Annotated in this window: 18 protein-coding genes; 14 read left to right on the top strand and 4 right to left on the bottom strand. The window is 69.7% G+C overall.

The genetic code is table 11. The features are described 5' to 3' along the window. Window positions 1-2: 2 nt before the first annotated feature. Both GTW67_RS19465 and GTW67_RS19460 read right to left on the bottom strand, forming a co-directional pair. Window positions 3-2,318, bottom strand: coding sequence for a DUF6571 family protein (locus GTW67_RS19465; protein ID WP_161166097.1), 2,316 nt, complete (start codon window positions 2,316-2,318; stop codon window positions 3-5). Between the two features lie 56 nt (window positions 2,319-2,374). After that, a complete protein-coding gene (locus tag GTW67_RS19460) occupies window positions 2,375-2,881 on the bottom strand; it encodes a hypothetical protein (RefSeq protein ID WP_161166096.1) in 507 nt (168 codons plus the stop codon). A 549-nt stretch (window positions 2,882-3,430) separates the two neighbouring features. Here GTW67_RS19460 and GTW67_RS19455 point away from each other — a divergent pair. From GTW67_RS19455 to GTW67_RS19420, 8 genes are all read left to right on the top strand, one after another. Beyond that, a complete protein-coding gene (locus GTW67_RS19455) occupies window positions 3,431-3,868 on the top strand; it encodes a DUF2563 family protein (RefSeq protein ID WP_161166095.1) in 438 nt (145 codons plus the stop codon). Beyond that, window positions 3,868-5,715 carry a hypothetical protein gene (locus GTW67_RS19450; protein ID WP_161166094.1) on the top strand — a complete coding sequence of 616 codons (1,848 nt, stop codon included), beginning with the start codon at window positions 3,868-3,870 and terminating at the stop codon, window positions 5,713-5,715. Before GTW67_RS19455 ends, GTW67_RS19450 begins: the two co-directional genes overlap by 1 nt. Before the next feature lie 90 nt (window positions 5,716-5,805). Next, a complete protein-coding gene (locus GTW67_RS19445; protein WP_346010691.1) occupies window positions 5,806-7,068 on the top strand; it encodes a S8 family serine peptidase in 1,263 nt (420 codons plus the stop codon). Window positions 7,069-7,186: 118 nt separating this feature from the next. Continuing rightward, on the top strand, window positions 7,187-7,516 hold the full coding sequence (locus GTW67_RS19440) for a WXG100 family type VII secretion target (RefSeq protein WP_161166093.1): 330 nt from the start codon (window positions 7,187-7,189) through the stop codon (window positions 7,514-7,516). Between the two features lie 55 nt (window positions 7,517-7,571). Then, window positions 7,572-7,874 carry a WXG100 family type VII secretion target gene (locus GTW67_RS19435; protein WP_161166092.1) on the top strand — a complete coding sequence of 101 codons (303 nt, stop codon included), beginning with the start codon at window positions 7,572-7,574 and terminating at the stop codon, window positions 7,872-7,874. A 109-nt stretch (window positions 7,875-7,983) separates the two neighbouring features. Further along, a complete protein-coding gene (locus tag GTW67_RS19430) occupies window positions 7,984-8,901 on the top strand; it encodes a protein kinase family protein (RefSeq protein WP_161166091.1) in 918 nt (305 codons plus the stop codon). Window positions 8,902-8,967: 66 nt separating this feature from the next. Further along, window positions 8,968-11,154, top strand: a complete 2,187-nt coding sequence (locus GTW67_RS19425) for a serine/threonine-protein kinase (protein WP_161166090.1) — start codon at window positions 8,968-8,970, stop codon at window positions 11,152-11,154. Window positions 11,155-11,207: 53 nt separating this feature from the next. Beyond that, window positions 11,208-13,319, top strand: a complete 2,112-nt coding sequence (locus tag GTW67_RS19420; protein ID WP_161166089.1) for a protein kinase domain-containing protein — start codon at window positions 11,208-11,210, stop codon at window positions 13,317-13,319. A 16-nt stretch (window positions 13,320-13,335) separates the two neighbouring features. On the opposite strand, the gene eccCa is transcribed toward GTW67_RS19420, so the two are convergent. Beyond that, window positions 13,336-17,304: a type VII secretion protein EccCa gene (gene eccCa, locus GTW67_RS19415; RefSeq protein ID WP_161166088.1), complete on the bottom strand. Its 3,969-nt coding sequence runs from the start codon at window positions 17,302-17,304 to the stop codon at window positions 13,336-13,338. Window positions 17,305-17,623: 319 nt separating this feature from the next. On the opposite strand from eccCa, the gene eccD reads away from it, so the two are divergent. Continuing rightward, a complete protein-coding gene (gene eccD / locus GTW67_RS19410) occupies window positions 17,624-19,135 on the top strand; it encodes a type VII secretion integral membrane protein EccD (protein ID WP_161166103.1) in 1,512 nt (503 codons plus the stop codon). A 51-nt stretch (window positions 19,136-19,186) separates the two neighbouring features. Here the strand turns inward: eccD and GTW67_RS19405 are convergent, their stop codons facing one another. Continuing rightward, complete coding sequence (locus GTW67_RS19405) at window positions 19,187-19,483, bottom strand: DUF397 domain-containing protein (RefSeq protein ID WP_161166087.1); 297 nt, start codon at window positions 19,481-19,483, stop codon at window positions 19,187-19,189. Between the two features lie 301 nt (window positions 19,484-19,784). Between GTW67_RS19405 and rpsO the strand changes: the two genes are divergently transcribed. The 5 genes from rpsO (at window position 19,785) to GTW67_RS19380 (ending at window position 25,244) form a co-directional block, all read left to right on the top strand. After that, a complete protein-coding gene (gene rpsO, locus GTW67_RS19400; RefSeq protein WP_161166086.1) occupies window positions 19,785-20,072 on the top strand; it encodes a 30S ribosomal protein S15 in 288 nt (95 codons plus the stop codon). Window positions 20,073-20,400: 328 nt separating this feature from the next. Beyond that, window positions 20,401-22,620 (top strand): polyribonucleotide nucleotidyltransferase, encoded by a 2,220-nt coding sequence (locus GTW67_RS19395; protein ID WP_161166085.1) that lies wholly within the window; start codon window positions 20,401-20,403, stop codon window positions 22,618-22,620. After that, window positions 22,617-23,996, top strand: coding sequence for an insulinase family protein (locus GTW67_RS19390; RefSeq protein WP_161166084.1), 1,380 nt, complete (start codon window positions 22,617-22,619; stop codon window positions 23,994-23,996). Before GTW67_RS19395 ends, GTW67_RS19390 begins: the two co-directional genes overlap by 4 nt. A 36-nt stretch (window positions 23,997-24,032) precedes the next feature. Further along, on the top strand, window positions 24,033-24,785 hold the full coding sequence (dapB, locus tag GTW67_RS19385) for a 4-hydroxy-tetrahydrodipicolinate reductase (protein ID WP_161166083.1): 753 nt from the start codon (window positions 24,033-24,035) through the stop codon (window positions 24,783-24,785). A gap of 3 nt (window positions 24,786-24,788) precedes the next feature. Next, window positions 24,789-25,244, top strand: a complete 456-nt coding sequence (locus GTW67_RS19380) for a tetratricopeptide repeat protein (protein WP_161166082.1) — start codon at window positions 24,789-24,791, stop codon at window positions 25,242-25,244. The last annotated feature ends 19 nt before the right edge of the window (window positions 25,245-25,263 follow it).

Here is a 25,263-nt window from a genome sequence, read left to right as displayed (position 1 = left end):
GTTCAGTCTTCCTTTTCCAGCTGCCGGGGGACGCCCTCGCCGTCGAGTGCGTCGTGGACGTTCTTGCCCGCGTTGTTAAAGCCCTGCTCCGCCGCCGTAGCGGCGGCCGAGACGATCGCGGGAGAGGGGTTGCCAGCGTTCTCCCCGGCCTTCTTCGCCGCGCTCTCGACGAGGGTGTACGTCGAGTCCTTGGTGCCGTCCAGGTCCTGTCCGTTGCGGTAGATGACCTCGCCGGAGCTGTCCTTCATGGCACCGTCGGTGATCGCGCCGATGATCTCGTCCGCGGCCGTGCCCGCCACACCACCGGCGACGACACCACCCGGGCCGGTGAACGGGGCGGTGCCGAGCCCGACACCGATACCGACCGCGGTTCCTCCCCAGGTGCCGACCTTCTCGATGGCGCCGTTGTAGTCCGCGTCCTTCTTTCCGCCCTCGATCTCGCCCTCGTAGGCCCGGCCCGCCCCGATGGTGCCCTCCACCTCGCCGGCCACCCGGGAGACGTCCTCGATGGTCTTCTTCAGGTTCTCGTCCTGGGAGAAGTTCGGATCGTTCAGATACGCGTCAGGGTGCTGGAAGTGGTACTGCATGAGGCTCGTGGTGTAGCTGTGCTGGCCCAGATTGACCGCCGTGTACCCCTCCGGGTTCCGGCCCACGGCGTACAGGAAGCGGGTGATGTCGGTCTCGCCGAGCTTGGCCGCCGAACCCGCGACGGGGAAGAGCTTGTCCTCGCCCTCCGTGCCGGGGTGCAGACCACGGTGGATGTCCGGCATGTATTCGGCGGCTATCTGCCCCATGCTGTCGGACATGTAGCTGTTCTTCGTCAGGCGGCCCGGGTCGTCCGCGACGGAGGCGACCAGATCCTCCACGAGCTTCGTCTGGCCGGCGTTGTGCGCGGGAGTGTCCACCGTCGGCATCTCACCCGCCGGGTGGCCGGTGGTGGCGGCTTCGAGGGCCAGCGCCAGGTTGTTCTGCCCGGTGTGGAGTTCGTCCCCCTTGAGATTCGACTCCTGCGGCCAGTCCCGCTCCTCGAACAGGTACTGGAAGTTGGACAGCGAGACCTTGCCCTTCTTCCCGTTGTCGTCGGTGTCGCGCTCGAACGGGTTGTCCGGGTCGTCCTTCGAGATGAACTGCTGGTTGAGGAAGTCGGTGGCGGCGTCCGGGCTGTTGGACAGGCCCTTCAGATAGCCCGCCAGGGGGTCCGAGCCGCTGTCGTCGCCGATCCGGTTCAGCACCGGGTCCATCCCCAGCCGCTGCCACGCGATGTTGGCGTGCTCCCCGTTGCCGGTGAGCTTGCGCTCGGTGGCCATGAGCTTCGTGCCGTAGTCCGTGAGGAACCGGTCGTCGTAGTCACCGGTCCGCATGAGGTTGCTCATGACCTGGAAGCCCATCGGCCCGCCGCGGTGCTCGCCGTACAGCGGCTTGTCGCCGATGTCGATCATCGTGCGCTTCCAGTCGGCCATCGCCGCCGAGTCGCTCTGCGTGGCGTTGGCGAGCGTCATCCCCAGACTGCGTTGCAGATCGTCGAACTTGTCCAGACGCTCACGGCCCAGTTCCCAGTTCCCGCGCTGCGGGTCACTCACCCCGGCCCAGAACTCCAGCGTCTTCTGCGGCCCGAGCGCCGTGGCGAACCGCTCGGCGAACAACTCGTCGCCGCTGTACTTCTTCAGCCCCTCGTTGAGCTTGTCGAAGTCCGCGACGCTCAGATCGCCCGGGTCCTTCTTCGCGAGGGCGGCGAGCTCGTCGGCCTTCTTGATGGCGTCGGCCGCGGAGTCCCGGTCCTTGTAACTGGCGTCGGAGAACCCCATCTTGCTCTGGTCGGCGATGGCCTGAAGAACGGTTTTCGCGGAGTTGTCGCTCTCGCTGGCCTTGTTGAGGATCCCTTGCAGCTCGTCCCGGAGCGCGGTGATGTCCTTCTGGTTGTCCTGGTCCATCTTGCCGCGCGCTTCCGGGGGAGCGTCCGTGGTGACGGTGAAGCCCCCCTCGTACCCGATGACCTTCAGGCCCTTCTTCCGGCCCCCGTCGATGGCTTCGACCAGCTGCCCGTGGTACCCCTTCAACTCACCCACCGTGTCGCTGAGGATCTTGTGGATGGTGTCGGCCTGGGTGTGGGCGTCAGCGAACTCACCGGCGGTCTTGCCAATGAACTCCTTGGACACCTTGGCGTTCACACCGGCCCAGTCGGCCTTGTTGGCGCCCTTGTGCAGATTGTCCTCGGCGTCCTTCTTCAGCGTTTCGAGGTTCTTGACGAGGGTGGACCAGTCCTTGACGGCGTCGTCGAGCAGCTTGAAGTTGGCGTCGCGGAGAGTGTCGAGTTCCATGGCTGTCCTTGAAGTGAGCGGAAGGTGAGCTGCTTCGGGCGGTCGGGCCCGGTCCCTCAGTCGTCCTTCTTCTTGCTCGGCTCTCCGTAGATCTTGTTCTTCTCACCCGGCGCCCCGACCCGCTCGTCGAAACCGGCGTCCAGCGTGGCGATGCTGCTCATCTGCCGCTGGATGTAGCCCTCGTCCCCGTCATGCACCTTCTTCGTCACCCGCATGTGGTTCGAGATGTGGGCGCAGGCGTCCATCAGGGACTTCAGCTGCTCGTCCCAGCGGTTCGACACATGCTTGAGCCCGGCGCCGAGAGCGAAACCCTGCTTGGACAGGTCGGCGGCCGCGGAGTCACTGGTGGGTACGGCGACCCGCGCCTTGTCCCACAGGCCGTTGTAGAGCTCGAACGCGGCTGTGCCGATCTTGGTGAGACCGTCGTTCGCGACCTTGAGGTCCCCGTACGAACTCGGCTTGGGAGGCGCCCCGCCGTCCACCTGGTTCAACTGCATGTGCGCAGAACCCTGCTGACGTTGCAGCGCGTCGGCCTTGAGCTGTTCCCACTCGTTCCATGCCATGGACGGCAACCTCCCCGTGTGCAGGGCTGCCTGCCGCCTGTGCCGGCCGGTGGGCGTCCTGCGGTGTCCGGACTCCGCCTCAAGTTAGCAACTGGCGCCCGCCGGCCGGCCGGGTGCGTCCGAGGTGGGGTGATTGCGTAGGTGAAGGTTTTGGGGGGATCTGCCGATCGGTGAGGAGTGCGGGGCCGACGGACGCATATCGACCGCGCTCGCTCGGGCGGTGTGGGAGGGGGAGGGCGGACAACATCGCGCGGGTGTGCCACTCCGAGTGATGCGCGGCTGTCCGCCCGGCACAGTCGCTAATCGTTCACCTTTTAACCACACGGCCGCAGGGCCGAACCGCTCGGCTGACGGCGCTGACCTGGGACTCGTCGACGTGTCATGTCCGGGGCACTTTTGTAACTGGACTAGCACACATCACGGTTGGCCCTGTCGTACCCGTTGACTAGAGTGGTGATCGCAAGACGCGCGCGGCTCGCTTTGCGATCGCGGGGGCGAGTGGCCGACCGGCCACAGTGATGAAGCTACGGGGAACGGGGAGGGAGCGACGTGCTTCCAGCGGACATGGTGGGGGGCGTGTCGGCAGCCAGGGCGGCGAACCTGGAGGTCACCGGCGAGGCGCTGAGCACGTTCGTGAAGCGGGTGGACGCGGTACTGACCAACCTTGAGGGATCGCCCGGCAACCCGACACGAGTCGGCGCCCAGACGATCAAGCCGGCGTCGCTTGCGACGAACCCGGCTGGTTTTCCCGAGGCGCACAACCTGTACCTGCAGTACAACCAGGTGCACGAGAAGCTCACCTCCCTGTCCAAGACCCTGCACCTTCAGATCGAGGCGATCGGTATCGCTGTGCGGGGTGCGCATGTGGGCTTCGACAACCTTGAAGAGGAGCAGCGTCGCCGCTTCTGGGCGATTCAGTTGCAGATCAAGGGCCTGGCGGACGACAGGAAGCGCACTGAGGGCGACGACAACGCCGGGAGCATGTGATGACCGACGAGCAGCACGAGCAGGATCTGGAGCGGGTCTCCGCGCAGAACACGTTCACGGACTTCACGCGGTATGCCGAAGAGCCCTCGAGTGAGGGGGGCGGCTTCCTCCGCCGGGCGATCGACGGCATGGTGCGTGAGGTGGCGAGGAAGGGGCCGTACGCGAATGCCGTGCACGGCCGCACCAACTTCGACGAGCACGCCCTCAACGTCATGATCGACTTGGTGGAGCAGACCAACCCGGAGGACCTCGAGTCTTCGGGCAAGGCTCTCTGGGACGCTCGGGACGCCATCACCGAGGCGGCCAAGGAGCTGGACGGCCACATCGAGAACGTCCACTGGGTCGGCGAGTCGGGCGAGGCCTTCCGTAAGTGGGGGCGCTCGCTCGTCACCAGCACGCACGGGCTCAGCGACTTCGCAGGCGGGGCAGGGGACCAGATCACGGCTGCCGCCGTCGGCCTGGCGGCGGTACGCAAGGCCATGCCGCCCCGCGACCCGAGGTCGTTCGACAAGGTGGGTGTGCGCCCCGAGGGCATGCCGTTGCTGTCGCAGATCGAGAGCAATCCCGATTACGTCGAAGCGGTCCGCGTGGAGAAGGACCGGCAAGAGGCGATCAACCAGATGAACCGGTTGTCGTCCTACTATGCCGTGGCCAGCGAGCAACTGGTCGTGTTGCAGCAGGAGACTCCCACTTTCGAGTCCATGCCGGACGTGGGCGTCCCGAAGCCGGCACCCGGCTCCGGCGACAGGGTCTACGTCGGGGACGGTGGTGCGCCGGCGACACACCAGTCGAGTGCGGGGACGGTCGGCACTAGTCACCCACCGTCGATCGCCACAGGGGGCCACCACGCCGCGACGGGCGGCTCAACTGACGTACCTCTGCGCCCGACTGACCTGGCACGGCCCCCCGTGGATCCTGACATCGCCGTCGGAACCGCTATCGACAGCGTCGGGATTCTGCCTCCCGTAACGCCCACTGCCCACGGGGATATCGGCCCGACCGTCGGGGTCCCCGGCGGGAGCAGCAATGCGAACAACGGACCCAGTAACCCGTATGGGCCGATCAATAATCTGCTCCCGGGGAAGGGCACGAGCGGGCCAACCGGTCTCCGGGGCCCGATCACCGCAAACGGGCGAACCGGTACGACCGGCATGCCCAACGTGGGACCGGGCCGCACAGGCAATGGTCCCCTCAGTCAGACGGGCCGCACAGGCAACGGTCCTCTCAGTCAGATGGGCCGCACGGCATCGACCGGCCAGCCGATTGCCAAGGGCGCTCCTCCAGGGGCGAAGACCCTGCCCATGGGCCCGGGAGTGACCGGTGGTACAGCGAAGCTGGCTGGCACGTCCACTCCCAGGCCGCAGGCCGGCAGGGTCACTGGTGCAGGCCATGCGAACGGCGTGGTTGGAGGACGGCCTGTGACCGGAGCAGCATCAGCAGCGAAGAACGGGCCGAAGGTTCCGCGGGGCACGGTGATCGGTGCTGAGGCGGCGTCAGGCTCCCGTTCAGCCGAGCGGCGTCCCGGGCAGGGCGGTGTCTTCGGCGGGTCGACCTCTGCCGGGAAGGCTGGCGCCGCCGGCGTGAGCAGGTCCCGAGTCAGCCCGTCGGCGTCCCAGTCAATCACCGGCAGTCCTGCTGCACGCAGTTCCGCAGCCCGTGCCGAGCGCAACGGTATGACTCGCGGAGGCGCTGGCCTCGTGCGTGGGCCGGTCGGCCGCACAAAGTCGGACGACAGGGACGCGAGCAAGGACGAGCAAGAGACGCCGCAGACCACCCATGTCACGGAAGATCCAGAGACCCACCTGCCCGATCAGCAACGGCGCGGCGTGCCGCCGGTCGTCAACTAAGTGCTAGCGAGGACTCACAACGTCATGAAGCCGGGGATCAGCCGACTGGCCGAGCGGAATGGCCTCCGCGGGAGCCATTGCAATCGACGTGTGCGTGCCGTGAGCGCAGTGGTCGGCGCCTTGGCGGTCGCGAGCGTGGGATTCGCTCCGCACGCCATGGCGTCCGACGTTCAGTCGGAACAGTGGTATTTGCAGCCGATGCAGGCAGAGCAGATGTGGAAGGACAGTACGGGCAAGGGCGTCAAGGTAGCTGTCATTGACACGGGTGTGAACCCTCATACCGATGCGCTTGAGGGGCAGGTCTTGGTGGACGACGTCCCTGAGGCCGTCGCGTACGGTGCGGCCGACGACTACACGGGTCACGGCACGAGCATGGCGGAACTCATCGCAGGCACGGGTGCCGACGGTGGCATCAAGGGTCTCGCTCCGGGCGCGAAGATCGTTCCGTACCGCATTCACCTGAAGGGCCTGACTGGGGTCGAGGAGAAGAAGAAGACCGCCCTGCCTGCCGAGGCGATCAGAGCGGCGGCTGATACTGATGCGAAGATCATCAGTATGTCTTTTAGCCTCCCCTACCTCGATCAGGAAGTGGAGGAAGCGGTTGCCTACGCTGCTTCGAGAGGCAAGATGCTGATCGCCGGCGTGGGAAACGACGGCACCACCGGCGAGGACAACATTGGCTACCCGGCCGCGGCTCCGTATGTGCTGGGTATCTCGTCGATGAACAAAGACAACAAAATCTCGGAGTTCTCCTCGCGCGGGAACTATGTGGACCTCGCAGCACCGGGTGAGGGTATGCCCGGCTACTGCCGACCCAGCTTCGAGTCGTACTGCCATGACATGAAGGGAACCAGCGCCTCCACCGCCATCGCCTCGGCGGCAGCCGCCCTCATCTGGTCCGCTCACCCCGACTGGACGGCGAACCAGGTCACTCGAGCACTCATCGACACCGCGGGCCGCAAGTGGCCGAAGGACGACCCGACCCAGAACGCCGGGTACGGAACCATCCGTCCCCGCGTGGTGCTTGCAAATCCGAACTACGACGCCGGCGCGCCCTACTCCGACCCCCTCGCCAAGTGGAACCAGGAGAAGGGGAAGAAGCTGGTGACGGAGATCCCGCCCGCCTCCGCCGCTTCCCCCTCCGCAACAGGCTCGTCACAAGCACCGGAAGCCTCTTCAGGTGCCGACAAGGCCGCAGCAGGATCGAAGCCGGACAAGACGGAGAACGTGGCGGCCGAGAGCTCCTCGAACGACGACAACAGCACGCTGTGGATCGCGCTCGGCGCCGCCGCAGCCGTCGTCGTGATCGGAGGCGGAGCCTTCGTCGTCCTGCGATCGCGTCGCGCCACGTGACGTCGGCCGCCCGGGCCCCTGAGCCGCCAGGCCAGGACATGGAGAACGTGCTCATCGCCGCAGGGCGTTGAGCCGCACAGTTGGACCCCGAAACGGATACAGGGAGGGCAGGCGGAACATGGCCGACCAGAAACTCGAAGATGCAGCGGTAGTCAAGCTGCAGAAGGACATGTACGAGAAGTTCGACAGCATCCGCGCGCGGGTGCACAGCCTTCAGGGTGTCATCGACAGCCTCGAAGGCCAGTGGCAGGGCATCGGCCGCGCCGCGTTCGACACCAAGCAGCACGAGATCAACACGTCGCTGAAGAACATGGGTCGCATCCTCGCCGACGTCATCGAGGCGATGACCACGACGCGCAACATCAAGGACACCAAGGAAGACGAAGTCCGCGCGGCCGTGAACAAGATCAACGTGAGGGACGGCGTGTCGCCGTTCACGTCGATGTGACGACAGTCAAGGCGCGGACAACATTCACCAGCGGAAAGAGACGAGGTAGGCGGACATGGGTGCCAATAACGCGGACGGCCTGCAGGTAACGTACGACGGGCTCGACATCGCGGCGACGACCATCGCCAACCAGGCGAAGCAGCTCGACGAAGACATCCGGGCGCTCGGGAAGATGGTGGAGCACAGCAAGCAGTACTGGGCGGGTAAGGCCCAGGAGACCTACGACCGCAAGCTGAAGGAGTGGGAGACGGAGACCCAGGACATCCACCAGGCCCTGATGGGCATCGGCCACGTCGTCGGCCAGTCGGGCGGTACGTACATGGAGGGTGACCTGGCCGCGTCCAGGTACCTGCAGTAGTCACCTGCGGCCGAGGCCGCGGCAGGAACGAGGGTGGGCGTGCGCGGGAGACGCCCACCCTGCTGCTGTGCCGCCGCCTGACACAACGACGGACGATGCGGGGGCACGCATGACGGGGGCCAAGAGCGGCGCACGGGCGCCCCATTGCCCCTACACGCCTCTCACTCGGCTCGACGCGCGCGATTCCGCCGCGGGCACCACACCATCCTGCCCCGTTCCCATGACGCGCTTCATCGCACGCAGCGCCGACGGCGAACGCACCGTCTTCCTCAGCAAGCCCCTGGCGGCCGTCCAGCCGGCGGCTTTTCTGGCCGAGGCCGAATTCTCTCGCTATCTGCTGGGCCCCTGGATTCTGCCAGTCGTCGAAGTGGCCACCCCTGGACCTGAGGCATGGGCCGCCCACACCTACGTGCCCGCGCTCCCCCTCCCCGCAGTGCTGGCCCTCCACGGCGGTCCCCTGCCCGAGCGCACCGTCAGGGCCCTCGCCGTCGCCCTGGCCGAGACCCTCGCCGTGCTGCACGGGCAGAACGTCACGCACGCGGGACTGTCCCCCGCGGCGGTACTGATCGCCGCCGACGGCCCCCGGCTCTCCTGCTTCGGAGCTGTGCGTGCCGCAGCGCCGGACGGTGTTCCGCGGCACGAGGCCCCGGGACTGGATGCCGGAAGTCTGCCGCCCGAGCAGGCGGCGGGCGGCCGGCCCCGGCCGTTGGGTGACGTCTACGCGCTGGGCGCGACCCTGGCCTACGCGGCCACCGGGTACACGGCGCCCGAGCAGGACGAACTGCCGCCCTTCCTGCGGTCACTCGTCGGCCGGAGCCTGTCCAAGGACCCGGCACGCCGCCCGTCGATCGCCGAGATGATGCGCGCGCTGGCCGACGACCCCGCGCTTCCGAGCCCTACCGGGTTCGGTCCCGTCACGCGTGCCGAGGCCCTTCTCGGTCCGGGCTGGCTGCCCCCTGGCGTCATAGCCGCCATCGCCCATCAGTCGGCGTCCGTCCTGGCGGCAGAGGTGACGGCGGCGACATAAGACCACGAGCCGCCCCAACCGACACAACTGCCCAGTGCCTCGCACGACTTCGACGACGAGAAATCCATGCCGATCCCCCTCACTCACGACGACCCCGTCGCCCTCGGCCCCTACCGCCTCATCGCCCGGCTGGGCAGCGGAGGCATGGGCACGGTGTTCGTCGCCCGATCGGCCGGCGGACGTACCGTCGCGCTCAAGACCATGCACGCGGCCATCGCCGCGGACCCGGCCGCCCGCACCCGCTTCCGGCTGGAGGTCGACGCCGCCCGGGTCATCGGTGACCGTTTCGGCGCCCGGGTGATGGACGCGGACCCGCTCGCGGAGACACCGTGGATGGCCACCGAGTACGTGCTCGGACCGTCGCTCGACGAGGCCGTCGGGATCGCCGGGCCCTTGCCGGAGGCCTCCGTGCGGGCGCTGGGTGCCGCGCTGTGCGGTGCGCTCGGCCAGTTGCACCGCAGCGACGTGGTCCATCGCGACCTCAAGCCGTCCAACATCCTCGTCGCCGGCTACGGCCCCAAGCTCATCGACTTCGGCATCGCGAGGGCCATCGGCGACGACCGCCTGACGCGCGCCGGTGCGGCCGTGGGTACACCCGCGTTCATGTCGCCGGAACAGGCCACGGGGCAGGACCACGAAGCGGCCGGTGACGTGTTCGCGCTCGCCGGGGTGCTGGTGTTCGCGGCGACCGGCCGCGCCCCGTTCGGGCACGGGCAGGCCGCGGACCTTCTGTATCGGGTCCGGTACGCGGAAGCAGACCTGGACGGAGTGCCGGCTTCGCTGGCGCAGGTGCTCGCCCCCTGTCTGTCCAAGGCCCCGCGGGAGCGTCCCCGCACCGAAGACCTGGCCGTCCGACTCCACGACGGGTCGGGGGAGTTCGCCGACCACCTGCCGGACGCGCTGCTCGCGGACATCGGACGGCGCGCGGCCGACGTGTGGCAGCCGATGCCGCAGCGTGCGGCTCCACCGGCGGTCCCGGACACGTACGAGGCGGCTTCCGAAGAGGCACGGCGTGCACCGTCCCGTCGTCGGTTCCTGATGTGGGGCGGAGCGGTGGCGGCGAGCGGCGCGGCCGTCGCCGGAGGGGTGTGGTGGGAGAGTCGGGGCACCCACCGGCGCCAGGATGCGGTCGTCCCCGCGCCGACCCGCAACCTCGACCCGTTGTGGCAGTACGAAGAGTCGGGCCGGATGGTGGTCGAAAAGTGGGGCCTGGTCATCCCGCAGTCGGCCAGCGGTCACATCGACCTTGCCACGGGCGGCAAGACCGTGCGTATCAACTCCAACACCGGTCGGCAGCAGGAAGCGATCGCGGTCTCGGCGGCATGGTGGCAGTTGGTAGCCGTCGGGAACACCGACTACCGGCTCTCGGACGACTTCGACCACTACCAGGGCGAGAGGCGCCCGGTCGAGATCGCCACCTATGACACGGAACAGCAGTACGTGAAACCCACCGGGACCTACTTCGCGGACACGAATTACGATCTACGCGGCCACCAGCTCCTCAGCGTGACCTGGACCACCGCGTACGTGGTGCTGGGGCAAGGGCCCTCGAACCGCGACGGAACCTTCCTCGCATCGCAGACCTGGACGCTGCGCGCCGCGGACCTCGCCACCGGCCGGACCCTGTGGAAGCAGCCCCTGCCGAAGAGGCCGGACAAGAGCACCCGCCTGTACGTCCTCTCCGCGGCGGTCGTCGGCACCCGCCTCGTGACGTTCCAGGAAGCGGACGACAAGAAGGTGCGTCTCGTGGTCCGTGACACCCGTACCGGAGCCGTCCTCTGGGACAAACCCCACGACGCCGACGATCCCGAGCCCCTGCGCAGTCCGATCGCCGTCGACCAGGAGCGTGTCTACGTCGGAGGCACGGGGCTCAGGGCGTTCCGGCTGACCGACGGGGCGCAGGCGTGGGCGAGCGGTCAGGGGCGTCGGTACAGCCCGCCGGCGGTGAAGGAAGGCGTGGTGTACGCCGTCGCCGAGGAGGGCGGGATCGAAGCGGTGGACGCCGTCCGAGGCACGTCGCTCTGGACCGAGAAGACGGACCAGGCACAAGGCGCGTACACCGCCTGGCGTCCCCTGATCGGCGACCAGCGGGCGTACTACCGCAACGGCGTCCACCTGCGGGCCGTGGGCCTGTCGTCCCACACCACGGAGCGGACCTACAAGACGACCGGCGAGCAGTTCCACGTGGACGCTGGCCTGGGGCTGATCCTCGCCGTGGACGCCGATCACCTGACCGCCTACCGGCTCGTCTAGCCGGCCACGCCCCACACAGACACCTCCCACCTCCCTCAGCAGAAAGACCTCGCATGGACCCCCTCGGTACCGGAGATCCGATCCGTCTCGGTCCCTACCGCCTCCTCGGCGTCCTCGGAGCAGGCGGTATGGGCAAGGTGTACATGGGCCAGGACTCCGCCGGAGGCCTGGCCGCCGTCAAGGTCCTGCGCCCCGAACTCGCCCACGACACCGACCTCGCCCAGCGCTTCGTCCGCGAGGCCCAGGCCGCGCAGGCGGTGCGCAGCTCGGGTGTCGCTGCGGTCCTGGGTGCCCTGACCGAGGCGGCACGGCCGTGGATCGCCACCGAGTTCCTCGCGGGCGTCACACTCGACCATGCCGTCGACACGTACGGCCCCCTCGACGAACCCGCACTCAGAGCGCTCGCGGCCTCCCTCGCCCGTACCCTCGGCGACATCCACGCGGCCGGCTTCATCCACCGTGACCTGAAACCCCCGAACATCGTCCTCACGTCGGCCGGACCACGCGTCATCGACTTCGGTATCGCCCGGCCCGAGCACGGACTCACCCTCACCAGCACCGGCCAGGTGCCCGTCACCCCCGGATACGGAGCGCCGGAGCAGGTGCTCGGACGGCGCGTCGCCCCGTCGGCCGACGTGTTCTCGCTGGGCGCGGTGCTCGTGTACGCGGCCACCGGGCGACGGGCCTTCGACGGCGGGCACGTGGCGGAACTCCAGTACCAGGTCGTCCACGGCGAGCCCCTGCTCGACGGCATCGAACCACGCCTGCGGGAGCTGATCGCCCCCTGCCTGGCCAAGGACCCGGCCGCGCGTCCCACCCCGCCGCAGATCGTGCAAGCCATGTCCGCGCCCAAGGGTGCTGACCGGGTGTGGCGCAAGGGCAAGCTCGCCGACGCCATCAAGCAGCGCGAAGCCGATTCACGTGAGCTGACGAGCCAGGCCGCACTGACGAGCAGTGGCGCCACGCCTCCCGTCACCCGTCGCCGCCTGCTCACGGGGCTCGTCACGACGGGCGCGGTGCTGGCCGCGGGGGGTGGTGCGACGGCCTGGTGGATCGGCAGCCGGGAGGGAGTCGACACGACCGACCCCTTCGACATCCCACCCGCCGTGCCGACCCCCGAGGAACCGCTCCTCACGGTCGACCCGGAGGCCACCGATCTGAGCAAACCCGCGACCATCTGGTCGCTTCACGACGAAGCCGACCCGTTCTCACCGACGCTCCTGCCGGTGCGCGACGTCGTCGTCTTCGGCGCCGCCAGCGGTGGCATCGCGGCCTACGACGTCAAGGACGGCACACAACGCTGGAGCGCGCCGGACATCCGGCTGAAGAGCGGGTACCTGTCGCTCTCGGACCGGCTGGTCGCGGGGGCCGACGAGAAAGGCGTGCTGCGTACCTACGTGCCCTCCACCGGCGAAGCACGATGGACCTGCCCCGAGGCAGAGGCGAAATCGCTGCTCGCCGCCGACGACGAGGCGGTGTACGTCGTCACGCAGGACGACAGGCTGCGCAGCGTGCGACGTACGGACGCCAAGGTCGCCTGGACGGTCAACCTGCCCGGCGACTTCCGCAAGAAGCTCAACGAGTACGCCGTCGTCGCGCGGGGCCGGCTGGTCCTCCCGACGACGGACGGCAACGTTCTCGTCGTGCGCACGGGCGACGGCCGCCCGATGTGGCGCCGTACCGACCGTGTCGGCGTCTCGGTACGCCCCGCCATCGAGAACGACGTCGTGTACCTGAACGGCAGAACACTGGACGCGTGCCGCCTCAGCGACGGGACGGTGCTCTGGAGCACGAAGCTCGGCCCGAGCGTGGACGCCGCGGACCAGTGGGGACCGCCGGTGGTCACCGATGGGGCCGTGTACGCCGTCGGGGACGCCTATCCGAGGCGGCTGGACAAGAGCAACGGTGCAGAGGTCTGGCGGGGGGACCGCGACGCCTACGTCGCGAGCCCCCTGCTGGTGCAGGCGAACAGCGTCTGGTCGGTCGTGGCGGAGAAAGACCCGGAGGACGAGCTGGCCATCACCACCGTCACGGCCACCGAGGGGAAATCGGTGTGGCGTTACATCGTGTCGCCCCTGTTCCAGTACCGCCTGCGCATGGCCGCCGACGGCAACCGCGTCTTCTACCTGAGCGACAGCGCGGTCTACGCCCTCACCTGCTTCTGAACGACCCGGTCTCCGCTCAGCTCCCGTCCTCCACCAACCCCACCTGAACCAGCGGCTTCCCCCGGCGTCGGGACACGAACACGCCCCGGCCCGGCGGCATCTGGCGGGGGCGTACTCCGCCGAGCAGGTCGCCCTCGGACGGGTCGCCGCTGAGGACGACGCCCTGGGCGCCGAGTTCCTTGATGCGCTGCATGAAGGCCTCGTAACCGGCCCGGCCCGCGCCCGCGGTGGAGCGGGCGATGATGAAGCGCACGCCGACGTCCCGGGCGAAGGGCAGCATCTCCGTCAGGCCCGCCAGCGGGTTGCCGCTCGACGTGGCCACCAGGTCGTAGTCGTCGACGATGACGTAGATCGTCGGGCCGTTCCACCAGCTGCGGTCGCGCAGTTGCTCCGGCGTGACGTCGGCCGTCGGCGTACGGCGCTGCATCAGCTCGGCGAGCGCGTCCATGTGGTGCTGCATCTGGTTCGACATCGGCACGTACTCGGCCAGGTGCGAGGACGGGGTCACGCCGAGCAGGGAGCGCCGGTTGTCGACGACGAACAGCTTGCAGCCGTCCCCGTCGTAGCGCTCGGTGATGCGCTGGATGAGGAGCTTCAGCAGGTTCGACTTGCCGGACTCGCTCTCGCCGAAGATCAGCAGGAACGGGTCCTGCTCGAAGTCCACGAACACCGGCTCGAGGTTCTCCTCGTCGAGCGCGAAGGAGACACCGCGCCGGGGGAACCGGTCGCCGGGCGGCAGCTGCCGGGCCGGGAACTCCCTGGGCAGCAGCCGCACCGCGGGGGCGCCGGGCTGCTGCCAGTGCCGGGTGACCTCGGTGCCCAGCGCCTGCGTCGCCTCCGCCAGGTCCGTGTCGGAGGACAGGCCGTCGATGCGCGGCACCGCCGCCATGAAGTGCTGCTTCTGCGGCGTCTGGCCCCGCCCGGGGACGCCCGTCGGCACATTGGCGGCGACCTTGCGGTCGAACTCGGAGTCCATGGGGTCGCCGAGCCGCAGTTCGAGGCGGTTCATCAGCTGGTCCTTGAGGTTGCTGCGCACCTCCATGGACCGGCCCGCCGTCAGGATCAGGTGGATGCCGTAGCCGAGACCGCGCGCCGCGATGTCCAGGACGTACGGCTCCAGGGCCTCGTAGTCCGTGCGGAAGTTGCCCCAGCCGTCGATGACCAGGAAGACGTCGCCCCACGGCTGGTCGGTCACGGAGATGTCGCCCCGCGCGCGGCGGCTGCGGAACTCCGCGATCGAGGAGATGCCGGCGGAGCGGAAGTACTCCTCGCGGCGGGTCATGACGCCGTACACCTCGGCCGCCGTGCGCCGCACCTGCTCGGGGTCGAGGCGCGAGGCCATACCGCCCACGTGCGGCAGACCCGTCAGGGCCGACAGACCGCCACCGCCGAAGTCCAGACCGTAGAACTGCACCTCGTGCGGGGTGTGGGTGAGACCGAAGGACGCGATGATCGAGCGGAGCAGCGTCGACTTGCCGGACTGCGGGCCGCCGAGGATCTGCATGTGGCCGGCCGCGCCGCCGAAGTCCACCCACAGCGGGTCGCGGCGCTGCTCGTACGGCTTGTCGACGAGACCCACGGGCACCACCAGCCGGCCCGCGCCCTCATAACCGGGCTGCGTCAGGCCGCGGCCCGGCACCTCCGCGAGACCCGGCAGCAGCGTGTCGAGCGACGGCGGGCTGTCCAGCGGCGGCAGCCACACCTGGTGGGCGGCCGGCCCCTGCGCCTCCAGGCGCCGCACGATGACGTCGAGGACCGTGTCGGCGAGCGCCTCGTCCGTCTCCTCCCGCGTCTCCTCGCGCTGCGCGGGCACCGCCAGGTACTGCACCGGGACCTGCGCGGCCGTGAACAGCACGGGCCGGCGGTCGACCGGGCGCGGGCCCCCGTAGGACGCCGTCTGCTGGGCGCTCGTGCGGTACACGCCCGACACGTACGCGGCCTTGAAGCGCACCATCTCGTCCGTGCCGAACTTCAGGAAGCCGGAGCCGGGCACGTTCGGCAGCTCGTAGGCGTCCGGGACGCCGAGCGCGGCCCGCGACTCGGCCGCCGAGAAGGTACGCAGACCGATCCGGTACGACAGATAGGTCTCCAGTCCGCGCAGGCGGCCCTCCTCCAGGCGCTGCGAGGCGAGCAGCAGGTGCACACCCAGCGAACGGCCGATGCGGCCGATCTGCACGAACATCTCGATGAAGTCCGGCTTGGCCGTGAGGAGTTCGCTGAACTCGTCGATCACCAGCACGAGGGACGGGATCGGTTGCAGCGCGGCACCGGCGGCGCGGGCCTTCTCGTACGCGTGGATGTTGGCGTAGTTGCCCGCGTCGCGGAGCATCTCCTGGCGGCGGTTGAGCTCACCGCGGATCGAGTCGCCCATCCGGTCGACGAGCGTCAGGTCGTCCGCGAGGTTGGTGATGACGGCCGCGACGTGGGGCATCTGCGCCATCCCCGCGAAGGTGGCACCGCCCTTGAAGTCCGCCAGCACGAAGTTGAGGGTCTCGGAGGAGTGGGTGACGGCGAGGCCGAGCACCAGCGTGCGCAGCAGCTCGGACTTGCCGGAACCGGTCGCGCCGACGCACAGGCCGTGCGGGCCCATGCCCTCCTGCGCCGCCTCCTTCAGGTCGAGCATCACCGGCCGGCCGTCCTCGCCGACACCGATCGGCACCCGCAGCCGCTCCGACTGCGAACGGGGCCGCCAGGTGCGCCGCGTGTCCACGGAGGCCGCGTCGCCCAGGTTCAGCAGGTCGGTGAACTCCAGGTTGGCGAGGAGCGGTTCGTCGTCGTCCCCGCCCGACGCCATGCGCAGCGGCGCGAGCTGCCGCGCCAGGGCCTCGGCGGCCTCGTACGACAGGCCGTCGGGCGTGCCCTCGTAGACCATGCCGTGGGCCGACTCCAGGCTCAGCTCCTTGGGGTGAACGACGATCGAGAGGTCGCCGCGCCCGCTGGTGAGGCTTCCGGGCACGACCTCCAGCACCGTGACGCCCTGCATGCCCTCCGGGCTCGCCAGCAGCGACGTCGGCGGCAGCGAGACCCCGTCGAGCACGACGACCAGATGCGGCTGGTCGGGCACGGGCTGACCGTCCGGGTGGAAGCGGGGACGCCCCTGGAGCCGGTCGGTGAGCAGGTCCTCCAGCTCCATCGGGTCGGTCGTGATCAGGCGGGTGCTGCCCGCGCCGTCCGCGGCGCCCCGGGACTGCACGTGGGGCAGCCACTTGGCCCACTCCCACTCCCCGGTGGACCCCCGGCCGGTGGCGATGGCGACGACCAGGTCGTCGGGGGAGTGCAGCGAGGCGAGCGAGGCCGTGACGGCGCGGGCGGTGGCGCGCACGGTGCCCGGTTCGCCGCTGACCGTCACGTGGTAGAAGGCGCGCAGCGAGATCGCCATCGGCAGGTCGTCGAGGGTGCTGTGCGTGGCCAGGAAGCGCTGCATGGCGCCCGTGGTCAGCGGCTCCAACTGGTCGACGGGGGCCGTCTCCGGCGGGACCAGGGGAGTGGCCAGAGCCTGCGGACCGAGGCCCACCCGCACCTGTCCGAAGTCCTCGTCACCGGAGCGCCGCTCCCACACCCGGCTGCCCTCGGCGACCAGCGCCCACAGTTGCTCCGGTGAAGGATGCAGGTAGTACTGGGCGTCGCGCTGGACCAGCGCGGTCGTCTGGGCGCACTTGCGGGCCTGGGACAGATAGCGCAGGTAGTCCCGGCGCATGTCGGCCATCTGCCCCTGGTTGCCCCGGCGGTAGCGGACCAGCATCGCGATGCCCATCGCGATCGTCGACGCCACCATCACCATGCCCATGATCTTCATGAACGGCTGGGCCTGCGGGTTGAAGAAGAAGACCACGGACCCGCCCATGCCGAGCATGGGCAGGAGTTGCATCAGGGCGCCTTCCTGCTGCCCGCGAGGGAGCTCGGGCGGTGCCTGTAGCACGACTTCCTGCGTGGGCACGTCCTTCGGCAGTGCCCGTGGTGGGCGCTTGACGACGATGTGGCTCACTTCGCACCAATTCCCTTGCCCGGCTGATCCGTTCCGCCCGCCGCCCCGTGTCCGGCGCACGTCGATCGCGAAGGGCGATCCTACTGACTGCCGCTGACAACGGCGGACGATAGGGTGCCCGTGAGACGTGTGAACAGTTGCGAATCGGCCGGGGATCGCGGCGGCGCGCAACGGCCGGACACGATGGCCACCGGGGGCGAGGCGCAACGCTACCGCGCCCAGCCCGCACGACCGACAGTCCGTACGGCCGACATCCGTATGACCGACAGCCCGCATTACGACAGCCTGTATTACCGACGAGGGGGAACAGCAGGTGAGCATGACGGCCTCCGCGCCGGCCGGCGCGGCCGGCGGACCGGGCAGCACAGTCCCAGCGGGGTCAGGTACGGGACTCGGCTTCTGCCGGGTCACCATCGTGGCTCCCGACAGCCGCATCGACGTGGCACTGCCCGACGACGTACCCGTCGCCGACCTCTACCCGGAGATCCTCAGGTTCTCCCAGCAGAGCCCCGCCGAGGGCGCACCGGTCGGCTACCACCTCGTGCGCCGTGACGGCACCGTCCTCGACAGCGCCCGGTCCTTCGCGGCCCAGCGCATCCTGGACGGCGAACTGCTCACGCTGCGGCCCTTCGCCGAGTCGCTGCCCCCCGCCGTCATCGACGACGTCTCGGAGGCGGTCGCCTCGGCCGTCACCCGCGACCGCACCCTGTGGGACGGCGAACTCACGCGCACCGCCGGCCTGATCGGCGCGGGCGTCCTGCCGGTGCTGCTCGCCTTCGTGGCGTGGAGTTCCCAGGTCCGCCACGACATGCACAGCCTCCAGGGGATCATCGCCGCCGTCACCGGTGTCCTGCTGGTCACCTTCGCGTGTGTCCGCGCCCGGGTGTACGACGACCGCGGCTCCGCGGTCGCCCTGGGGCTCGGCGCCCTCCCGAACATCGCCGTGGCGGGCTCGGGACTGCTGCCGCTCGCCGGCGGCGAGGGCATCGGACGGCTCCAGTTCCTGCTCGCCTGCGCGGCGGTCCTCATCGCCTCCGTCGTGCTGACGCTCGTGTCCCCGGGCGGCGACAGCCCCTTCGTGGCGTTCGTCTTCTCCGCCACGATCGGTCTGCTCACGACCTTCATCGCGATGCTGACGCACCTGAAGCCCATGGAGACCGCCGCGATCTGCGCCCCCCTGTCGGTGTGCGCCCTGGCCTTCCTGCCCGGTCTGTCCATGCGCTTCGCCCGGCTGCCCATCGGCTTCGAGCTGCCCAACGGCTCGCGCGGTTCCTACACGACGGACGAGACGGTCTCCCCGGAGCCCGTCGACGCCGAACGCGTCGCCGCGCAGGCCCGCCGCGGCCACGAACTCCTCGCGGGGCTGGTCGGCGGCTGCGCGCTCCTCGCGGTCGGCGCGGCGATCGTCCTCAGCTTCTCCGCCGATGTGTGGGCCCAGCTCCTCGCCCTGGCCACCGGCATCGCGATGCTGATGCGCGCCCACCTGTTCCGCTACACCGCGCAGGTCGCCGCGACGCTGGCCGCCGGACTCGGCGCGCTCGTCTTCCTGGGGCTCGGGCTCGCGATGAATCCGCCGGTGGCCTACTGGCGTGACGCGCTCCAGGGCGACACCGCCGCCCTCGACATCCGCAGCGTGTGGCTCGCGGCGGCCGTCGCCGCGGCGGTCGTCCTGGTCACGGCCATCGGCCTGATCACCTCCCGGCGCGGGGTCACGCCCTTCTGGGGCCGGTTCACGGAGATCGCGGAGGCCTTCGTCCTGCTGACCCTGATCCCCCTCGCGCTGGCGGTCTTCGACGTCTACGCCTCGGCGCGCTCGATGACGAGCGACTGACCACCCGAAGTGCCCGGAGGAACGGGGCGCGCACCTGCCGCCCCGCCCGCCTCAGCCGGCGCCGTTGCCCGGCGCCGGCTCCAGGTCGAACTCCCCGTCCCGCGCGCCGAGGACGAACGCCCGCCACTCCGCCTCCGTGTACCGCAGCACGGTGTCCGGGTCGAGCGACGACCGCATGGCCACGGCGCCGGCCGGAAGGTAGGCGATCTCGACCCGCTCCTCGTGCTCCTCGGTGCCGGGCGCGCTGTGCCACTCGACGCCGGAGATGTCGAGGGCGTACAGCTCGTCCCTCTCCCGCTCCTTGCGCGCCTTCAGTTCGGCGTTCTCGGGGTTCTCGGCGTCGGCCATCGGGGCTCGGTCCTTCCTGCGGTGCCAACGGATGCGCGGCCAGCCTATGCTCCGGGGTTCTCCCAGCTCAGCGGTTTGCCGATGTCCGTACCGGCACGGGTGAAGGGGCCCGGCGAGGCCGCGGACAGGGACGTCCGCGCAGGCTGGTACGCTGTGTGACGGCCGTTTGTGTACGCGACCCCGGAGCCAGGTGCCCCGGAGGCCGCGCCCAGCGGATCCCCGCCTTCCGAGTCACGGAAGATCCCCCGAGACGCAGACCGGGGGCACTCGAAGGCCAGTCACAGTCCAAAGAGGAGTACGCGTGTCGCTCGACGCCGCCGTCAAGAAGCAGATCATCTCCGAGTTCGGTACCAAGGAGGGCGACACCGGCTCCCCCGAGGTCCAGGTCGCTCTGCTGTCCCGTCGGATCTCCGACCTGACCGAGCACCTCAAGACGCACAAGCACGACCACCACTCCCGCCGTGGCCTGCTGATCCTCGTCGGTCAGCGCCGCCGGCTGCTTCAGTACCTCGCCAAGAAGGACATCCAGCGCTTCCGTGCGCTGGTCGAGCGCCTCGGCATCCGCCGCGGTGCGGCGGGCGCCCGCTAGGACGCCGTGGAGGGAGCGGTTCCCATCGTTCGGGGGCCGCTCCCTTTGCTGTACGTGCGAGGTGTCACTGCCGCTTTGTAGTGTGGTAGCACAACGCAGGACGTACGACACAGCGTGAGGGGCACCCGCACAGGCGGCGCCCACCACGCGCACCGAACGAAACGAGGAGAAGCGCGCCTCGCCGCCGCCGGTCCTCGGTAGTGGCCCCCGGGAGAGGAAAATCCCGGGTGCTTCGATCGAAGACCGGCCCGCACCGGACGGAGCGCTTCTCCGCCACCGTCCCCCCGCCACACGGGCGAGGAGGGACGAAGACGAGGAGAAAACACTAGTGGAGAACGAGACCCACTACGCCGAAGCCGTGATCGACAACGGCGCTTTCGGCACCCGCACCATCCGCTTCGAGACGGGCCGCCTGGCCAAGCAGGCCGCCGGCTCCGCCGTGGCGTACCTGGACGACGACACCATGGTGCTGTCGGCCACCAGCGCCTCCAAGAACCCCAAGGACCAGCTCGACTTCTTCCCCCTCACGGTGGACGTCGAGGAGCGGATGTACGCCGCCGGCAAGATCCCCGGCAGCTTCTTCCGCCGTGAGGGCCGCCCCTCCGAGGACGCCGTCCTCACCTGCCGCCTGATCGACCGCCCGCTGCGCCCGTCCTTCAAGAAGGGCCTGCGCAACGAGATCCAGGTCGTCGCCACGATCATGGCGCTCAACCCCGACCACCTGTACGACGTCGTGGCGATCAACGCCGCCTCCGCGTCCACGCAGCTGGCCGGCCTGCCCTTCTCCGGCCCGATCGGCGGCGTCCGCGTCGCGCTGATCCGCGGCCAGTGGGTGGCCTTCCCGACGCACACCGAGCTCGAGGACGCCGTCTTCGACATGGTCGTCGCGGGCCGCGTCCTGGAGGACGGCGACGTCGCGATCATGATGGTCGAGGCCGAGGCCACCGAGAAGACCATCAAGCTGGTCGAGGGCGGCGCCGAGGCGCCCACCGAGGAGGTCGTCGCCGCCGGCCTCGACGCCGCGAAGCCCTTCATCAAGGTGCTGTGCCGCGCCCAGGCCGACCTCGCCGCGAAGGCCGCCAAGCCGACCGGCGAGTTCCCGATCTTCCTGGACCACCAGGACGACGTGCTGGAGGCGCTGACCGCCGCCGTCCGCCCCGAGCTCGCCCAGGCGCTGACCATCGCCGGCAAGCAGGAGCGCGAGGCCGAGCTGGACCGCGTCAAGGCGCTCGCCGCCGAGAAGCTCCTGCCGGAGTTCGAGGGCCGCGAGAAGGAGATCTCCGCCGCGTACCGCGCGCTGACCAAGTCCCTGGTCCGCGAGCGCGTCATCAAGGAGAAGACCCGCATCGACGGCCGCGGTGTCACCGACATCCGCACCCTGGCCGCCGAGGTCGAGGCCATCCCGCGCGTGCACGGCTCCGCCCTGTTCGAGCGTGGCGAGACCCAGATCCTGGGCGTCACCACCCTCAACATGCTCCGCATGGAGCAGCAGCTGGACACCCTCTCCCCGGTGACCCGCAAGCGCTACATGCACAACTACAACTTCCCGCCGTACTCCGTCGGCGAGACCGGCCGCGTCGGCTCCCCGAAGCGCCGCGAGATCGGCCACGGCGCCCTCGCCGAGCGCGCCATCGTGCCGGTGCTGCCGACGCGCGAGGAGTTCCCCTACGCGATCCGCCAGGTGTCCGAGGCCCTCGGCTCCAACGGCTCGACGTCGATGGGCTCGGTCTGCGCCTCCACCATGTCGCTGCTGAACGCCGGTGTGCCGCTGAAGGCCCCCGTCGCCGGTATCGCCATGGGCCTGATCTCCCAGGAGATCAACGGCGAGACGCACTACGTCGCCCTCACCGACATCCTCGGTGCGGAGGACGCCTTCGGCGACATGGACTTCAAGGTCGCCGGCACCAAGGAGTTCGTGACCGCCCTCCAGCTCGACACCAAGCTGGACGGCATCCCCGCCTCCGTCCTGGCCGCCGCTCTCAAGCAGGCCCGTGACGCCCGCCTCCACATCCTCGACGTGATGATGGAAGCGATCGACACGCCGGACGAGATGTCCCCGAACGCGCCGCGGATCATCACCGTGAAGATCCCCGTCGACAAGATCGGTGAGGTCATCGGCCCCAAGGGCAAGATGATCAACCAGATCCAGGAGGACACGGGCGCCGAGATCACGATCGAGGACGACGGCACGATCTACATCGGTGCCGCCGACGGCCCGGCCGCCGAGGCCGCCCGCACCACGATCAACGGCATCGCCAACCCGACGATGCCCGAGGTCGGCGAGCGCTACCTGGGCACGGTCGTGAAGACGACCACCTTCGGCGCGTTCGTCTCCCTGCTGCCCGGCAAGGACGGTCTGCTGCACATCTCGCAGATCCGCAAGCTCGCCGGCGGCAAGCGCGTGGAGAACGTCGAGGACGTCCTCGGTGTGGGCCAGAAGGTCCAGGTCGAGATCGCCGAGATCGACTCCCGCGGCAAGCTCTCCCTGATCCCCGTGATCGAGGGCGAGGAAGGCGACGAGACGAAGAAGGACGACGCCGACCAGTGACGTCCCGTGGCAACAAGGCGACGGCCCGCACCTCTCCGGAGGCGCGGGCCGTCGCCCGTACCCAAACCCTGATCAAGGGCGAGAACGGCATCGGCACGGTCCGCAAGACCACCCTCCCGGGCGGCCTGCGCATCGTCACCGAGACGCTGCCCTCGGTCCGCTCCGCGACCTTCGGCATCTGGGCGCACGTCGGCTCCCGCGACGAGACGCCCGCGCTGAACGGCGCCACCCACTACCTGGAGCACCTGCTCTTCAAGGGCACGAACCGCAGGTCCGCCCTGGACATCTCCTCCGCCGTCGACGCGGTCGGCGGCGAGATGAACGCGTTCACGGCCAAGGAGTACACGTGCTACTACGCGCGCGTGCTCGACACCGACCTGCCGCTCGCCATCGACGTGGTCTGCGACATGCTGACCGGCTCCCTGATCCGCGAGGAGGACGTCGACGTCGAGCGCGGCGCCATCCTCGAAGAGATCGCGATGACCGAGGACGACCCCGGCGACTGCGTGCACGACCTGTTCGCGCACACCATGTTCGGCGACAACGCCCTCGGCCGCCCCGTCCTCGGCACCGTCGACACGGTCAACGCCCTCACCGCCGACCGCATCCGCCGCTTCTACAAGAAGCACTACGACCCGACCCACCTGGTCGTCGCCGCCGCCGGCAACGTCGACCACAACAAGGTCGTACGCCAGGTCCGCGCCGCCTTCGAGAAGGCCGGCGCCTTCAAGGACCAGGCGGCCGCGCCCATCGCCCCGCGCGAGGGCCGGCGCACCCTGCGCACCGCGGGCCGCGTCGAGCTGATCGGCCGCAAGACCGAGCAGGCCCACGTCATCCTCGGCATGCCGGGCCTGGCCCGCACCGACGAGCGTCGCTGGGCCCTGGGCGTCCTCAACACCGCCCTCGGCGGCGGCATGTCCTCGCGCCTGTTCCAGGAGGTCCGCGAGAAGCGCGGCCTGGCCTACAGCGTGTACTCGTACACCTCGGGCTTCGCCGACTGCGGCCTGTTCGGCGTGTACGCGGGCTGCCGGCCCTCCCAGGTCCACGACGTGCTGAAGATCTGCCGCGACGAGCTCGACCACGTCGCCGAGAACGGCCTGTCCGACGACGAGATCGACCGCGCGATCGGCCAGCTGCGGGGCTCCACGGTCCTCGGCCTGGAGGACACCGGAGCGCTGATGAACCGTATCGGCAAGAGCGAACTGTGCTGGGGCGAGCAGATGTCCGTCGACGACATGCTGGCCCGGATAGCCTCGGTCACGCCGGACGACGTCCGCGCCGTCGCCCGCGACGTCCTGGGCCGGCGGCCCTCGCTGTCGGTCATCGGCCCGCTGAAGGACAAGCAGGCGTCCCGGCTGCACGACGCCGTCGCCTAACCCTCCCCGGTCACTTCGGTAAGGAAGACAGAAGACATGAGCAAGCTGCGCGTGGCCGTCCTCGGCGCCAAGGGCCGGATCGGCGCCGAGGCGGTGCGGGCGGTCGAGGCCGCCGACGACATGGAACTGGTCGCCGCCCTGGGCCGCGGCGACTCGCTGGACGCGCTGACCGACAGCGGCGCACAGGTGGCGGTCGAGCTGACCACCCCGGCGTCGGTCATGGACAACCTCGAGTTCTGCGTGGGCCACGGCATCCACGCCGTCGTCGGCACCACGGGCTGGACCGACGAGCGCCTCACGCAGCTGCGGAGCTGGCTCGACGCCTCCCCGGAGACGGGCGTGCTCATCGCGCCCAACTTCTCCATCGGCGCCGTGCTCACCATGAGGTTCGCGCAGATCGCCGCCCCGTACTTCGAGTCCGTCGAGGTCGTCGAGCTGCACCACCCGAACAAGGTCGACGCGCCCAGTGGCACCGCCACCCGCACCGCGCAGCTCATCGCCGAGGCACGGCAGAAGGCAGGCGTCGCTCCGGCGCCCGACGCCACTGCCACCGCCCTCGACGGTGCCCGCGGCGCCGACGTCGACGGCGTCCCGGTGCACGCGGTCCGCCTGCGCGGCCTGCTCGCGCACCAGGAGGTCCTGCTCGGCGGCGAGGGCGAGACCCTCACCGTCCGGCACGACTCCCTGCACCACAGCAGCTTCATGCCGGGCATCCTGCTCGGCGCCCGGCGAGTGGTGGCCGCTCCGGGCCTCACCTTCGGCCTGGAACACTTCCTGGACCTGGGCTGACCCATGCGCGCCAAGATCTCCTACGCCGTCACGGCCGCCGTCCTGGTCTTCTACTTCGCCCTGGTCGGCAGCCGCGGTGTGATGCTCATCGAAGCCGGCACCCTCCTCACCGTCACGCTCGGTGTGGCGGTGCTGGTGCTGCCGGTGATCGGCCTGTGGTTCCTGTGGAAGAACACGCAGTTCGTCCGCCGCGCCAACCAGCTCGCCGCCGAACTCGACGCCGAGGGCGGACTGCCCGTCGACGAGCTGAAGCGCACCCCCAGCGGCCGCATCGACCGTGACTCGGCCGACGAGGTCTTCGCCCGCCGCAAGGCCGAGACGGAGGACGCCCCGGACGACTGGCGGAGCTGGTTCCGGCTCGCCGTCGCCTACCAGGACGCCCGCGACACCCCGCGCGCCCGCAAGGCGATGCAGCGGGCGATCGCCCTGCACGACCACACACAGGTCGAGACCGCCTGAGAGCCCCGTGAACGCCGGT

This window comes from Streptomyces sp. SID5910, assembly GCF_009862125.1.
Taxonomy (GTDB): Bacteria; Actinomycetota; Actinomycetes; order Streptomycetales; family Streptomycetaceae; genus Streptomyces.
The sequence above is the reverse complement of the archived record's forward strand: the minus strand, read 5'-3'. Positions and strand labels throughout refer to the sequence as shown.

Coding starts and splice junctions, on each gene's coding strand:
- GTW67_RS19465 (WP_161166097.1), bottom strand. CDS start 2,318: ATGGAACTCGACACTCTCCGCGACGCCAACTTCAAGCTGCTCGACGAC.
- GTW67_RS19430 (WP_161166091.1), top strand. CDS start 7,984: ATGACGGGGGCCAAGAGCGGCGCACGGGCGCCCCATTGCCCCTACACG.
- GTW67_RS19405 (WP_161166087.1), bottom strand. CDS start 19,483: ATGGCCGACGCCGAGAACCCCGAGAACGCCGAACTGAAGGCGCGCAAG.
- GTW67_RS19460 (WP_161166096.1), bottom strand. CDS start 2,881: ATGGCATGGAACGAGTGGGAACAGCTCAAGGCCGACGCGCTGCAACGT.
- GTW67_RS19440 (WP_161166093.1), top strand. CDS start 7,187: ATGGCCGACCAGAAACTCGAAGATGCAGCGGTAGTCAAGCTGCAGAAG.
- GTW67_RS19420 (WP_161166089.1), top strand. CDS start 11,208: ATGGACCCCCTCGGTACCGGAGATCCGATCCGTCTCGGTCCCTACCGC.
- GTW67_RS19380 (WP_161166082.1), top strand. CDS start 24,789: ATGCGCGCCAAGATCTCCTACGCCGTCACGGCCGCCGTCCTGGTCTTC.
- dapB (WP_161166083.1), top strand. CDS start 24,033: ATGAGCAAGCTGCGCGTGGCCGTCCTCGGCGCCAAGGGCCGGATCGGC.
- GTW67_RS19425 (WP_161166090.1), top strand. CDS start 8,968: ATGCCGATCCCCCTCACTCACGACGACCCCGTCGCCCTCGGCCCCTAC.
- GTW67_RS19450 (WP_161166094.1), top strand. CDS start 3,868: ATGACCGACGAGCAGCACGAGCAGGATCTGGAGCGGGTCTCCGCGCAG.
- GTW67_RS19435 (WP_161166092.1), top strand. CDS start 7,572: ATGGGTGCCAATAACGCGGACGGCCTGCAGGTAACGTACGACGGGCTC.
- eccD (WP_161166103.1), top strand. CDS start 17,624: ATGACGGCCTCCGCGCCGGCCGGCGCGGCCGGCGGACCGGGCAGCACA.